The organism is Austwickia sp., assembly GCA_016699675.1.
Classification (GTDB): Bacteria; Actinomycetota; Actinomycetes; order Actinomycetales; family Dermatophilaceae; genus Austwickia.
In genome coordinates this window covers 316,461-329,476 of the sequence record CP064985.1, presented here as the reverse complement: position 1 = coordinate 329,476, position 13,016 = coordinate 316,461, and the positions used below count along the sequence as shown (strand labels likewise).

The 13,016-nt window shown below is 69.8% G+C and carries 9 protein-coding genes; 7 read left to right on the top strand and 2 right to left on the bottom strand.

Annotated features, from left to right (window positions below; genetic code table 11):
* Positions 1-114 precede the first annotated feature (114 nt).
* From IPK37_01540 to lhgO, 7 genes are all read left to right on the top strand, one after another.
* A complete protein-coding gene (locus tag IPK37_01540) occupies positions 115-549 on the top strand; it encodes a MerR family transcriptional regulator (protein ID QQS02601.1) in 435 nt (144 codons plus the stop codon).
* Positions 550-701: 152 nt separating this feature from the next.
* Entirely contained in the window at positions 702-1,946 is a 1,245-nt protein-coding gene (locus IPK37_01535) for an acyltransferase (protein QQS01194.1), read from the top strand.
* Positions 1,947-2,176: 230 nt separating this feature from the next.
* Positions 2,177-2,953 (top strand): glucose-1-phosphate cytidylyltransferase, encoded by a 777-nt coding sequence (gene rfbF / locus IPK37_01530; protein ID QQS01193.1) that lies wholly within the window; start codon positions 2,177-2,179, stop codon positions 2,951-2,953.
* 1 nt (position 2,954) lies between these two features.
* Entirely contained in the window at positions 2,955-3,977 is a 1,023-nt protein-coding gene (locus IPK37_01525) for an SDR family oxidoreductase (protein QQS01192.1), read from the top strand.
* A 2-nt stretch (positions 3,978-3,979) separates the two neighbouring features.
* Positions 3,980-4,522 carry a dTDP-4-dehydrorhamnose 3,5-epimerase gene (gene rfbC, locus IPK37_01520; GenBank protein QQS01191.1) on the top strand — a complete coding sequence of 181 codons (543 nt, stop codon included), beginning with the start codon at positions 3,980-3,982 and terminating at the stop codon, positions 4,520-4,522.
* Positions 4,519-5,841: an NAD(P)-dependent oxidoreductase gene (locus tag IPK37_01515; protein ID QQS01190.1), complete on the top strand. Its 1,323-nt coding sequence runs from the start codon at positions 4,519-4,521 to the stop codon at positions 5,839-5,841. The genes rfbC and IPK37_01515 overlap by 4 nt, the downstream gene beginning before the upstream one ends.
* Entirely contained in the window at positions 5,838-7,160 is a 1,323-nt protein-coding gene (lhgO, locus tag IPK37_01510; GenBank protein QQS01189.1) for an L-2-hydroxyglutarate oxidase, read from the top strand. The genes IPK37_01515 and lhgO overlap by 4 nt, the downstream gene beginning before the upstream one ends.
* Positions 7,161-7,243: 83 nt before the next feature.
* Here lhgO and glgB read toward each other — a convergent pair whose 3' ends face one another.
* The gene (glgB, locus tag IPK37_01505; GenBank protein ID QQS01188.1) at positions 7,244-11,248 is read right to left on the bottom strand and encodes a 1,4-alpha-glucan branching protein GlgB; all 4,005 of its coding nucleotides are present in this window, start codon (positions 11,246-11,248) and stop codon (positions 7,244-7,246) included.
* Positions 11,241-12,968: a maltose alpha-D-glucosyltransferase gene (gene treS / locus IPK37_01500; GenBank protein ID QQS01187.1), complete on the bottom strand. Its 1,728-nt coding sequence runs from the start codon at positions 12,966-12,968 to the stop codon at positions 11,241-11,243. The genes glgB and treS overlap by 8 nt, the downstream gene beginning before the upstream one ends.
* Positions 12,969-13,016 lie beyond the last annotated feature (48 nt).

Below are 13,016 nucleotides of genomic sequence, written 5' to 3'. Positions count from 1 at the left end.
TCGGCGACCGAGGATCGGACCTGCATCGGTCGGGGATCACTATGCTCCAGGAATCCGTGAGCAAGGACTGCGAGCAAGGGAACCTGAGGCGACGTGCTGGACTCTGGCGCCACGATGAAGATCGGCGAGGTAGCCGAACGAACGGGCCTGAGCCTGCGCACGATCCGGCACTACGACGAGACCGGCCTGGTCGTCCCTTCGGCGCGCACGACGGGCGGATTCCGGATGTATACGGCCGCCGAGGTCGCCCGCCTCCTGGTCATTAAGCGGATGAAGCCGCTCGGCTACACGCTGGAGGAGATGGCCGACCTGCTCACGACCCTCGACGAGCTCGGCGGGCCGTGGATGCCGGACAGCGACCGGTCGTACGCCGTGCGGGAGGCGTCGGGGTCCAACCGGGCCGACGACCTGCGTCGCCTGGACGCGTACATCGCCGACGCCGACGAGCGGCTGACGAAGCTGCGGGAGCGGGCCGCGATGGCCGAGGAGTTCGCCCGCACGCTGCGCTACCAGGCCGAGCGGCACCGGCACGAATCGCCGCGGGGCTAATCCCACGCGCCTCCCCCGCCCCACGCGCTCACGCGGCCGCCCCTGCCGGTAACTGTTACGCTGCGTGAGGGTTGAACCTTCACGCGACGTAAGGTTCCCGAGGGGGGTCCCTCGCTCGCGTCGAGGGCCGGGTCGCGACGTCAGGGGGATCTATGACCAGCGCGTCTTCCGTCGGCCTGCCACCGTCGCGGGCGGCCAATGCCTTCGGGTTGCTGCGGCTGGTCATGGCGAGCGCCGTGATCGTCTCGCATGCCTTCCCGATCGGCGGGTTCGGAGCCGACCCGACGTACCGCCTCTTTCGGGGCCAGGCCGACCTCGGGGACCTCGCGGTCCTCGGATTCTTCGCGATCAGCGGTTTTCTCATCACGCGCAGCGGCGCGTCGGGCAGCGTCCGGGCGTTCCTGTGGCGCCGCGCGCTGCGGATCCTGCCGGCCTTCTGGGTGGTCCTGCTGGTCGGCGCGCTGGTCGTGGGGCCGATCTCGTACGCGGCCAGCCACGACGGTCTCGCCGGATACTGGCATCTCGGCGCCCAGGGCCCCGCGGCGTACGTGCTGCGCAATGGCGCCCTCCACATCTCCGATTACGGCATCGACGGCGTCTTCGTCGGCAGCGCGTACGGGCAGGTGCACGGCGTCGACGCGGTGAACGGCAGCCTGTGGAGCCTCTTCTTCGAATGCCTGTGCTACCTCGGCGTAGCCGCGGCGATGGCGCTGGGGCTGCTGCGCTCGCGCGCCCGCCGCGCGTTGCCGGCGCTGCTCGCGGTGGTGCTGGTCGTCGTCCAGCTCGCGCCGTACGTCGGGGTCTGCGCCCGGCTGGTCGAACGGGTGACGATCGGCAGCGGCGGTCCGGAGCTGTACCTGGCGTTCGGTTGCGGGGCCGTGGCCGCGCTCTTCCCGGAGCGGATCCGGTGGTCGGCGCCGGCGGCGACGCTCGCTGTGGGCGCGACGGCCGCGACGTTGCTGGCGGGCGGATTCCTCGGGGTCGGCGTGGTCGCCCTCTCGTACGCCGTGCTGGCGGCGGCGCACCTTGCGCCCTCGTGGGCCTGCCGCATCGGCGCCGTGAACGACGTCTCCTACGGCGTCTACATCTACGCGTGGCCGGTCGCGATGCTGCTGCAGCAGTTCGGCATCGCCGGGGCCGGGCTGCTGCCCTTCCTCGCCGGCACGCTGTTCGGCGCGGTGGCGCTTGCCGCGGGAAGCTGGTTCCTCGTGGAGCGTCCGGCGATGCGGTGGAAGTCCCGCGGTCCGGGCCGGCCGCCCGGGCGGACGTTTTCTGGCCGTGGGGCTCCCGCCCGCGACAAAAGTCCTGTTGGGGCGCGCGATTGCACGGCGTCTCGGGGCGCGAGGGCTGGTGTTACCATGACCAAGGTCGAGCGTCCAAGTCCGGGGCCGGTCTAGGCAGTTCTCGCCGGTCGGCGGACCTGAGGGCACTCGCGGATGGATCTGGGGGAGCTGTACCGGGGGACTTTCGTAGGGGGGAACCTACCGCGCCAGTCGGGCTGCTGCGGGCTGCTCGCGTGGCGTTCGGTGGCGTTCGACGGGCTCCTGCGTGCCCCGGCGGCTCCCGGTGGCTTCGCCGCCCTGACCATGCGGTGTTCCGGTGGCAGGCAACAGGGAGGAAAGACGTTGTGAAGGCCGTCATTCTGGCCGGTGGGTTGGGCACCCGCCTTTCCGAGGAGACCGTGCTCAAGCCGAAACCGATGGTCGAGGTCGGTGAGAGGCCGATCCTCTGGCACATCATGAGCGAGTACGCCGCGCACGGCATCAATGAGTTCGTCGTGTGTTGCGGCTACAAGGGGACCTACATCAAGGAGTGGTTCTCCACCTACGCCATGCGCTATTCGGACATGACGTTCGACCTCGGCACCGGTGACGTGGAGATCCACAAGCGCGACGTCGAGGACTGGCGCGTCACGCTGGTGCACACCGGCGGACGGACGATGACCGGTGGCCGGCTGCGCCGGGTCAAGGACTACATCGGGGACGAGACCTTCTGCTTCACCTACGGCGACGGCGTCTCCGACACCGACATCAGCGCCACCATCGACTTCCACCGCGCCTCGGGCCGGCTCGCGACGATGACCGTCGTGCAGCCCCCGGGGCGCTTCGGCGCGATCTCGCTGGGCAAGAACGACACGACGATCGAACACTTCCAGGAGAAGCCGGACGGCGACGGCGCCTGGGTCAACGGCGGCTACTTCGTCTGCGAGCCCGGCGTCATCGACTACATCACCGGCGACGACACCGTCTGGGAACAGGAGCCGCTGCGCAACCTCGCCCACGACGGGCAGCTCAACGCCTACAAGCACGACGGCTTCTGGCAGCCCATGGACACCCTGAACGACAAGAACAAGCTCGAAAACCTCTGGGAATCGGGCCAAGCCCCGTGGAAGGTGTGGAACTGACATGAAGATCCTGGTCACCGGCACAGACGGCTACATCGGTTGCCTGTTGGCCCCGATGCTGCTCGACGCCGGCCACGAGGTCGTCGCCGTCGACACGGGCTTTTACAAGAACGGCTGGCTCTACAACGGCCTGCCGAGCGCGCCGCTGACGCTCGCCAAGGACATGCGGCACCTCACCGCCGAGGACTTCGCGGGCGTCGACGCGGTGGTCGCCCTCGCCGAGTTGTCCAACGACCCGGTCGGCGACCTGGTCGGCCCGATCACCTACGAGATCAACCACCTCGGCAGCGCGCACGTCGCGAAGGCGGCCAAGGAGGCCGGCGTCGAGCGGTTCGTCTACATGAGCAGCTGCTCGGTGTACGGCGTGGCCGACGGCACCGTCGACGAGACCAGCCCGGTCAACCCGCAAACGGCCTACGGCAAGTGCAAGTACCTCACCGAGCAGGACCTGTGGGCGCTGGCCGACGACAACTTCCACCCGGTGGCGCTGCGCAACGCGACGGCCTTCGGGGCGAGCCCGCGGCAGCGCTTCGACATCGTGCTCAACAACCTCGCCGGCCTCGCGTACACCACCGGCGTCATCGCGATGACCAGCGACGGTACGCCGTGGCGGCCGATGGCCCACGCCCTCGACCTGTGCAAGGGCATCATGCTCATGCTGGATGCGCCGGCCGAGAAGATCCACGGCCAGGCGTTCAACTCGGGCAGCAACGCCAACAACTACACCGTGCGCAAGATCGCCGAGACCGTCGCGGCCGAGTTCACCGGGTGCGAGCTGAGCTTCGGGGCACCCGGCGCGGACAACCGGTCCTACAAGGTGAACTTCGACAAGATCTCCGACCTCGGTTTCACGTGCGACTGGGACCTGGCCGCCGGCGCCAAGCAGCTGCACGAGGTGTTCGACGCGATCCAGCTGGACGAGGCCACCTTCACCGGTCGCGGGCACACCCGCCTGAAGCAGATCGAGTGGCTGCTGAAGACCGGCCAGGTCGACGAGAAGCTGTTCTGGAAGCGGGAGTGGTGAGCATGGAGTTCACCCAGACGGCCGTCGACGGCTGCTGGATCATCGACCTCCAGCCGTTCGAGGACGCCCGCGGCGGCTTCGCCCGCACGTTCTGCGTGGACGAGTTCGCGGCGCACGGCATCCCCACCGAGGTCATGCAGGCCAACATGAGCTGGAACCACAAGTCCGGCACGATGCGCGGCATGCACCGCCAGATCGCGCCCGCCGCCGAGGGCAAGCTCGTCCGCTGCACCCGCGGCACCATCGTCGACTGCTGCCTCGACCTGCGCGAGGACAGCCCGACGTTCGGTCAGAACGTCATGGTCGAGCTCTCCGCCGACAACCACCGCGCGCTGTGGATCCCGCCGTACTGCGGGCACGGCTACCTGACGATGACCGACGACACCGAGGTCACCTATCAGGTCTCCGGCATGTACAGCCCCGAGCACGAGCGCGGTCAACGCTACGACGACCCGGCGTTCGGCCTGGCTTGGCCGGGCGAGGTCGTGGTCATCTCGGACAAGGACAAGGCCTGGCCGGACTGGGACGGGAAGAAGATCAAGTGATCATCGTCGACGAGCTGCTGGCGAAGCGAGCGGCGGACGGCAACCCCGTCCGCGTGGGCATCGCCGGCCCCGGGTTCATGGCCAAGGGCCTGATGAACCACCTCATCAACACCAAGGCGGGCATGGAGGTGGCCTGCGTCTACGCGCGCACCCCGGACAAGGGGGTCGCCGCCCTGGAGCTGGCCGGCCGCTCCGGCGACGCCGTACGGATCGTGGCCGATGCGGCCGACATCGACGCGATCGCCGCCGCGGGCGGCACGGCCGTCACGAGCGACTACGCGGCGATGGCGCGGGCAGCCAGCGTCGAGGTCGTCATCGACTGCACCGGGTCCGTGGAGTTCGGCTGCCAGCTCGCGCTGGAGGTGCTTGCTGCCGGCAAGCACCTCGTGCTCATGAACGCGGAGGTCGACGCGACCGTCGGCACCATCCTGAACGCCAAGTTCGAGGACGCGGGCCTGGTTTACACCGGCTGCGACGGCGACCAGCCGGGCGTGCAGATGAACCTCGTCAGGTTTGTCCGTGGCCTGGGCCTGACGCCGCTGGTGGCCGGCAACGTCAAGGGCCTGCAGGACCCCTACCGCAACCCGACCACGCAGGAGGGTTTCGCGAAGCAGTGGGGCCAGGACCCGCACATGGTGACCTCGTTCGCCGACGGCACCAAGGTCTCGGTCGAGCAGGCGCTGGTCGCGAACGCGGCCGGCCTGTCGGTGACCAAGCGCGGCTGCGAGCAGCGCGACCACCGCGGCCACGTCGACGAGCTGACGGGCATGTACGACGTCGAGGAGCTCAAGGCCATCGGCGGCACCGTGGACTACGTGGTCGGCAGCCAGCCGGGGCCGGGCGTCTACGTGCTGGCCACCCACGACGACCCGAAGCAGCAGCACTACCTCAACCTCTACAAGCTGGGCCAGGGCCCGCTCTACAGCTTCTACACGCCCTACCACCTGTGCCACTTCGAGGTGCCGGACACCGCCGCGCGCGCCGTACTCCTCGGTGACGCGACGATCAAGCCGCTGCGCCAGGCCCCCAAGGTCGAGGTCGTCACCATCGCCAAGAAGGACCTGGTGGCTGGGGAGACGCTCGATGCGCTGGGCGGCTACCTGTACTACGGGGTGTGCGAGAAGGGCGAGGTCACCGCCGCGCAGCGGCTGCTGCCCGTCGGGCTTGCCGAGGGCTGCGTGCTCAAGCGCGACATCGCCAAGGACGAGGCCATCGGCTACGACGACGTCGAGGTGCCGACGGGACGGCTGTGCGACGAGCTGCGGGCCGAGCAGGACCGCGCCTTCCCCCAGCCCGTGGCGCTCGAGGGGGACCGGTGAGCACGGCGACGAGTACGTCGACCGGGGCCGGCCCCGGAGCCCGCCGGGGGGGTGAGCCGCGGGTCTACGACTTCGCCGTCGTCGGCGGCGGCATCGTGGGCCTGGCGACCGCGATGACCCTGCTCAAGGAACGGCCCGGCAGCGATGTCGTCGTCATCGAGAAGGAGGCCGACGTCGCCCGGCACCAGACGGGCCACAACAGCGGGGTCATCCACGCCGGCATCTACTACAAGCCGGGCAGCCTCAAGGCCAAGCTCTGCAAGGAGGGCGCGCAGTGGACGCGCGCCTTCTGCGACGAGCACGGCATCCCCTACCGCAACACCGGCAAGCTCATCGTCGCGACCAACGAGGCCGAACTGGAGCGGATGCACGCCCTCTACGAGCGCGCGCTCATCAACGAGCTCGACGTGGAGCTGGTCGACGAGGCGGAGCTCAAGCGTCGCGAGCCCAACATCACCGGCATCGGGGCGATCTTCCTCAAGAGCACCGGCATCGTCGACTACAAGCTGGTCTGCCGCACGATGGCCGACGTCATCGCCGCGAACGGCGGCACGATCCGGCTGAACACGCGGGTCGTCGACATCCACGAGTCGCTCTCGGAAGTCGCCATCGACGTCGAGACCTCCGACCCGATGGCGGCCGAGCTGCGGGAGCGGGTCTACGCCAAGCAGCTCGTCGTCTGCGGCGGCATCCAGGCCGACCGGCTCGCCCGCATGGCAGGCCTGGACGTCGACTTCCAGATGGTGCCGTTCCGGGGCGAGTACTACCGGCTCGACCCCCGGCACAACGACATCGTCGACACGCTGATCTACCCGGTGCCGGACCCCGAGCTGCCGTTCCTCGGCGTGCACCTCACGCTGATGATGGACGGCGGGGTGACGGTCGGCCCCAACGCCGTGATGGGGCTCTCCCGGGAGGGCTATCCGAAGTTCTCGCTCAACGTCGCCGACATGGCCAGCTTCGTGCGCTTCCCCGGCTTCTGGAAGGTCGCGAAGAAACAGCTCAAGACCGGGCTCATCGAGCAGAAGAACAGCCTCTACAAGCCCGGCTACCTGCAGCTGGTGCGCAAGTACTGCCCGAAACTGACCACCGCGGACCTCACCCCCGAGGAGTGTGGGATCCGGGCCCAGGCGGTCAAGACGGACGGGTCGATGGTCGAGGACTTCCTGTTCTATGACACCCCGCGGATGCTGCACGTCTGCAACGCCCCGTCACCCGCCGCCACCTCGGCCATGCCGATCGCCGCGCTGATCGCCGAGAAGGTGCTGGCGCACGACGTGGTGGGGGCCCACCGCAGCGACGCGCCCACCCCCCGATAGCTCTACTCCTCCCCCCGCGAGGCGGGCGGACGAACCGTCAAGGTTCGCCCGCCCGCCTCATAGGTTTGGCGCCGTCGTGCGCCTCAGGACGTGCCGGGCAACGCCGCGTCGCCCTGCTCGCTCAGGTCCGCGCCCTTGACCGGGGGCAGCTCGCCCAGGCCGGAGTCGACGACCTCATCGCCCTGGACCGGGGTGTTCGACAGCTCGGGCCGCGGGATGCCCGGCGTGGGCGGTTCCTTCGGCTGGGCGGCCTGCTCCGGCTGCTCCGACGGCACCGGCACGGCCTCGCCCGTAGCCTCGAACCAGACGGCGGAGAGCTTCTGCACCCGCACCGTCGCCGAGAACGGCTGGCCGTGCCACGGCACCTCCTCGGCGTAGATCTCGCCGAGATTGCCGAGCCCGGCGCCGCCGTACTCCTCGGAGTCGGTGTTGAGGATCTCGCGCCAGACGCCGCCCTGCGGCAGGCCGATCCGGTAGTTGTGGTGCTCCATGCCGGCGAAGTTGGCGACGCAGGCGATCACCGGGCGCTCGCCGGCCGCGGTCGGGCTGCCGAACCGCAGGAAGCTGTAGGCGTTGCCGAAGCTGTCGTTGGCGTCGATCCAGCGGAAGCCGTCCGGGTGGCTGTCGAGCTGCCACAGCGCCGGGTGGCTGGCATACAGCTGGTTGAGGTCCTTGACCAGCTTGTGCATCCGCCAGTGCGGCTCGTGGTCGAGCAGCCACCAGTCGAGGCTGGAGCCGTCCGCCCACTCGGCGTACTGCGCGAACTCGCTGCCCATGAACAGCAGCTGCTTGCCCGGGAAGCTCCATTGCCACGCGAAGTAGGCGCGCAGCCCGGCGAGCTGCTCCCACCGGTCGCCCGGCATCTTGGCCAGCATCGAGCCCTTGCCGTAGACGACCTCGTCGTGGCTGATCGGCAGCACGAAGTTCTCGCTGTAGGCGTAGATCATCGCGAAGGTCATCTCGTGGTGGTGGTATTGCCGGTAGATCGGCGCCAGCGACGCGTAGTGCAGCGTGTCGTGCATCCAGCCCATGTTCCACTTCAGGCCGAAGCCGAGGCCGCCCATGTAGGTCGGCGCGGTGACGCCACCCCAGCTCGTCGACTCCTCGGCCATCGTGACGACGCCGGGAGAGCGCCGGTAGACCGTGGCGTTCGTCTCCTGCAGGAACTGGACCGCGTCGAGGTTCTCCCGGCCGCCGTACTGGTTCGGCAGCCACTGCCCGTCCTCGCGCGAGTAGTCGAGGTAGAGCATCGAGGCCACCGCGTCGACGCGCAGCCCGTCGATGTGGAACTCCTCCAGCCAGTAGCTGGCGTTGGCCACGAGGAAGTTGCGCACCTGCGGGCGACCGAAGTCGAAGATGTAGGTGCCCCACTCGGTGTGCTCGCCGCGGCGGGGGTCCGGGTGCTCGTAGAGGGCCTGGCCGTCGAAGCGGCCCAGCGCGAAGCCGTCCTTGGGGAAGTGCGCCGGCACCCAGTCGACGAAGACGCCGATGCCCGCCTGGTGCAGCTTGTCCACGAGGTAGCGGAACTCGTCGGGGGAGCCGAAGCGGGAGGTCGGCGCGTAGTAGCCGGTGACCTGGTAGCCCCAGCTCGGGCCGTAGGGGTGCTCCGCCACGGGCAGGAACTCCACGTGCGTGAAGCCCAGGTCCTTGACGTAGTTCACGAGGTGCTCGGCCAGCTCGACGTACGACAGGCCCAGGCGCCAGCTGCCCAGGTGCACCTCGTAGATGCTCATCGGCATCTTCTGCGGCTCGGTGTGCTTGGTCCGCTCCGCCATCCAGGCGTCGTCCTGCCACTCGTACCGGGTCTCCGTGACGACGGAGGCGGTCGCCGGCGGGCATTCCGTCGCGCGCGCGAGGGGGTCGGCCTTCGTGCGGCGGTAGCCGTCCGCGCCGAGGATTTCATACTTGTACGTCGTGTTCTCGCCGATCCCGGGCACGAACAGTTCCCACACGCCCGTGCTGCCGAGGGCCCGCATCGGGTGGCAGGTGCCGTCCCAGGTGTTGAAGTCCCCGACCACGCGGATGGCGCGGGCGTTCGGCGCCCACACCGCGAAACTCGTGCCGGTCACCGGGCCCATGGGGCCGTCGTAGGTGCGGATGTGGCTGCCGAGCACCTTCCACAGCTGCTCGTGGCGCCCCTCGCCGATGAGGTGCAGGTCCACCTCGCCCAGCGTGGGCAGGAACCGGTACGGGTCGTCCTGCCGGTGCACGAATCCGTCGCCGTAGTCGCACAGGACGCGGTAGTCCGGCTTGGTCGGCAGGTCCAGCTGGAGCTGCCAGACCCCCTCGAAGTCGTGCTCCATGTCGTGGACGCTGCCGTCGGGCAGCTCGATCTGGACGGTCTTGGCCCCGGGCCGCAGCACCCGGATCGTGATGCCGCCGTTCCAGGGGTGCGCGCCGAGTACCCCGTGCGGGTTGCCGTGGCCGCCATGAACGAGCAGCCCCAGCTCGTCCCAGCTGGCGGGCTTCAGCTTCGCCGGGGCGGCGGGCGCGGCGGCGGGGGCCGCAGACGCGGGTGCCGCGGCGGGAGCCGCCGGGGCGTCCAGGGCGGCTCCGACGGGCGAGTCGAGGGGGGCGGCAGGATCGGCCGGCCGAGAGGTCTCGCTGGTCATGGTGTTCTCACTTCCGTCGGGTCCGTCGGGGGAGGTGGCGCAGAGCCGGTGGACGGCCTTCGCCGGCACCGCAATCCAATCGGGTCGGTTCCTGGCCTCGTAGACGACCTCATACAGGGCCTTGTCCAGCTCCAGCGCGCGCAGCAGCGCTGCGGCGGCGGGGTCGGTGCGGGGGTCCTCGGCCCGGGAGGCGTAGCCGTCCAAGAAGGCGTGCCGGCAGGCCGCGGCCCAGGCGTTGGCGCCGGCGGCTTCGTCCGGCCGGGCCTGGGCGTGGGTGCCCGCAGCGTAGTCGAAGCTGCGCAGCATGCCGGCGACGTCGCGCAGCGGCAGGTCCGGGCGGCTGCGCTCGGCGAGCGGGCGCAGCGGCTCGCCCTCGAAGTCGATCAGCACCCACCCACGGTCGGCGACATCGAGCACCTGACCGAGGTGGTAGTCGCCGTGAATGCGCTGCAGCCGGGGCCAGCTCGCTGCCGCGGCGCGCTGGAATACCGCGGTGATGGCCGGCGTGTACTCGCCCAGCTCCGGCAGGGCCAGCACCGCGGCGTGCGCGCGGTCCTGCCACGAGGCCAGTTGCTGCTGCCGGGCCTCGGGCCCGGCCTCCTGCGTGGGGAGCGCGTGCGCGAGGTCGGTGTGGACGGCCGCCGTCGCGACCCCGAGGTCATAGGCCCGGCCGGTGAAGTCGATGGCGTCCGCGACCGCGTCCACCGCGACGCGCCAGGCATCCCGCGTGCCGGGCAGGAACGCCCCGGCGAACGCGAGGTGGCCGCTCGCCTCCGCGTCGGCGCCCACCCTCGGGTCGGTCCAGGCGCCGGTCATCGAGCCGAGCGGGTCCGGGACGAACCGGGACCCCGCCTGCGCGAGCGCCGACTGCAGGATGACATCGGGATTGTCGCCGGGGGAGAGCGCCCGGAACAGCTTGACGATCAGCGGACGCGACCGCCCGGCGTCGTCCCCGGAGCGGACCTGCGCGTCGATGATGATCGAGGTGTTGGACTGTTCCCCGGTCAGGACGCGGCTGCCGGTGACCTCCAGCTCCGGCACGCCCGGCAGCGGACAGCCCCGGGCGGGGGTGTTGGCCCCGGTCGCCGCGAACCCCTCGTCGGACGTGGCGCCCCAGACGATGAGGTCGAGCAGGCCCGCCACGTACGTGGGGTCCTGCGGGCCGTCGTAGACATAGCGGGTGCCGAGGACCGAGTGCTCACACGTGCCCACGAGGGCGTGCTCCGCGCCCGGCAGCGGCGCCTCGCGATAGGTCAGCGGCACCTGGTAGACGACGGGGGTGGGCGCGGCCTCGTCGAGCAGCAGGAGCGTCTCCATGCCGACCTTGCCCGCAGGGTCCTCGAAGCGGAACCCGCCCACCCGCCGCAGCTTGGGCGTCCGGCCCTTGGCGGTGTACCAGCGCTGGGCGGGCATCCACGCGGTGACCAGGTCCAGCTTGCTCGGGGTGATGGTGGCGCCGTGATGGATCTCAGCCATGGCTTGCCCCCTCCTGCTCCCGCTCGTGCAGACCGAGCCAGAAGAAGTCGCGCGAGCCGAGCATCACGGTGTACGCCGCGTCGGGCCCCACCTTGGGGAAGCCGGACCCGCCGAACAGGTCCCGCACCTTGGCCCCGGCGTACCGCTTCGGCAGCCGCACCGTGCCGGCCTGCGGCCGGCTGCTCAGGTTGTGCAGGCACAGCACGTGCTGGGCCTCCTCGCGGCCCTTGCTGGGGTCCGCTTCGAGCGTGCGGGTGAAGGCGAGCACCGCCTCGTTGTCGACGTCCCGCAGCGCGAAGTCGCCGAGGCCGAAGACGGGGTGGGTCGAGCGGACCCGCAGCATGGCCCGCATCCAGTGCAGCAGCGAGCTGCTGGAGGCCATCTGGGCCTCCACGTTGACGTTGTTGTGGTGGTAGACCAGCGACTGGATCACCGGGAGATAGAGCTTGCCGGGGTCGGCGCTGGAGAACCCCGCGTTGCGGTCGGGCGTCCACTGCATCGGCGTACGGACCGCGTCGCGGTCGTTCAGCCAGATATTGTCACCCATGCCGATCTCGTCGCCGTAGTACAGGCACGGCGAGCCCGGCAGGCTCAGCAGCAGGGCGTTGATCAGCTCGACCTCGGCGCGGCTGTTGTCGAGCAGGGGCGACAGGCGCCGCCGGATGCCGATGTTGGCCTTCATCCGCGGGTCGGGGGCATACCAGCCGTACATCGCGGTGCGCTCTTCCGCGGTGACCATCTCCAGCGTCAACTCGTCGTGGTTGCGCAGGAACGTGCCCCACTGGGCGCCCTGGGGGATGGCCGGGGTGTCGTTGAGGACGTCGATGATCGGCGCCGCCTTCTCGGCCCGCAGCGAGTAGTACAGCCGCGGCATCACCGGGAAGTGGAAACACATCTGGCACTCGGGCGCCTGCGGCGTCCCGAAGTAGTCGACGACCTCGTGCGGCATCTGGTTGGCCTCGGCCAGCAGGATCCGCCCGGGATATTCCGCGTCGACCATCGCGCGCAGCGTGGCGAGGAACTCGTGCGTCTTGGGGTGGTTCTCGCCGTTGTGGCCCTCCTCCTCGAAGAGATAGGGCACGGCGTCCAGGCGGAAACCGTCGATGCCGAGGTCCATCCAGAACCGGACGACGTCGAACATCGCCTCCTGCACGGCGGGGTTCTCGAAGTTGAGGTCCGGCTGGTGGGAGAAGAACCGGTGCCAGAAGAACTGGCGGCGGACCGGGTCGAAGGTCCAGTTGGACACCTCGGTGTCGACGAAGATGATGCGGGCCTCGGCGTACTTGGTGTCGTCGTCGGACCAGACGTAGAAGTCGCCGTACGGGCCCTCAGGGTCGCTGCGGGAGGCCTGGAACCAGGGGTGCTGGTCGGAGGTGTGGTTCATCACGAAGTCGGTGATGATCCGGATGCCGCGGGCGTGCGCCTGGGTCACCAGCTCGGTGAACTCCGGCAGCGTGCCGAATTCCGGCAGCACCGCCGTGTAGTCGCTGATGTCGTAGCCGCCGTCGCGCAAGGGACTGGCGTAGAACGGCGGCAGCCACAGGCAGTCGACGCCGAGCCACTGCAGGTAGTCCAGCTTGCCGATCAGCCCGGTGAAGTCCCCCGAGCCGCTGCCCTTGCTGTCCGCGAAGGCGCGCACGAGCACCTCGTAGAAGACCGCGGTCTTGTACCAGTCCGGATCGTGCTTCAGTCCGGGCTGGCTGAGGTTGAGGCCCTGCATTCCCGCCAATCCTCCGAAATCGTGAGAGAAGCCGCGCCGCCGGGCGTC

Excerpts from the sequence above, each read along its gene's own strand:
- IPK37_01540 (QQS02601.1), top strand. The coding sequence starts at position 115 with ATGAAGATCGGCGAGGTAGCCGAACGAACGGGCCTGAGCCTGCGCACG.
- IPK37_01535 (QQS01194.1), top strand. The coding sequence starts at position 702 with ATGACCAGCGCGTCTTCCGTCGGCCTGCCACCGTCGCGGGCGGCCAAT.
- IPK37_01525 (QQS01192.1), top strand. The coding sequence starts at position 2,955 with ATGAAGATCCTGGTCACCGGCACAGACGGCTACATCGGTTGCCTGTTG.
- rfbC (QQS01191.1), top strand. The coding sequence starts at position 3,980 with ATGGAGTTCACCCAGACGGCCGTCGACGGCTGCTGGATCATCGACCTC.
- glgB (QQS01188.1), bottom strand. The coding sequence starts at position 11,248 with ATGGCTGAGATCCATCACGGCGCCACCATCACCCCGAGCAAGCTGGAC.
- treS (QQS01187.1), bottom strand. The coding sequence starts at position 12,968 with ATGCAGGGCCTCAACCTCAGCCAGCCCGGACTGAAGCACGATCCGGAC.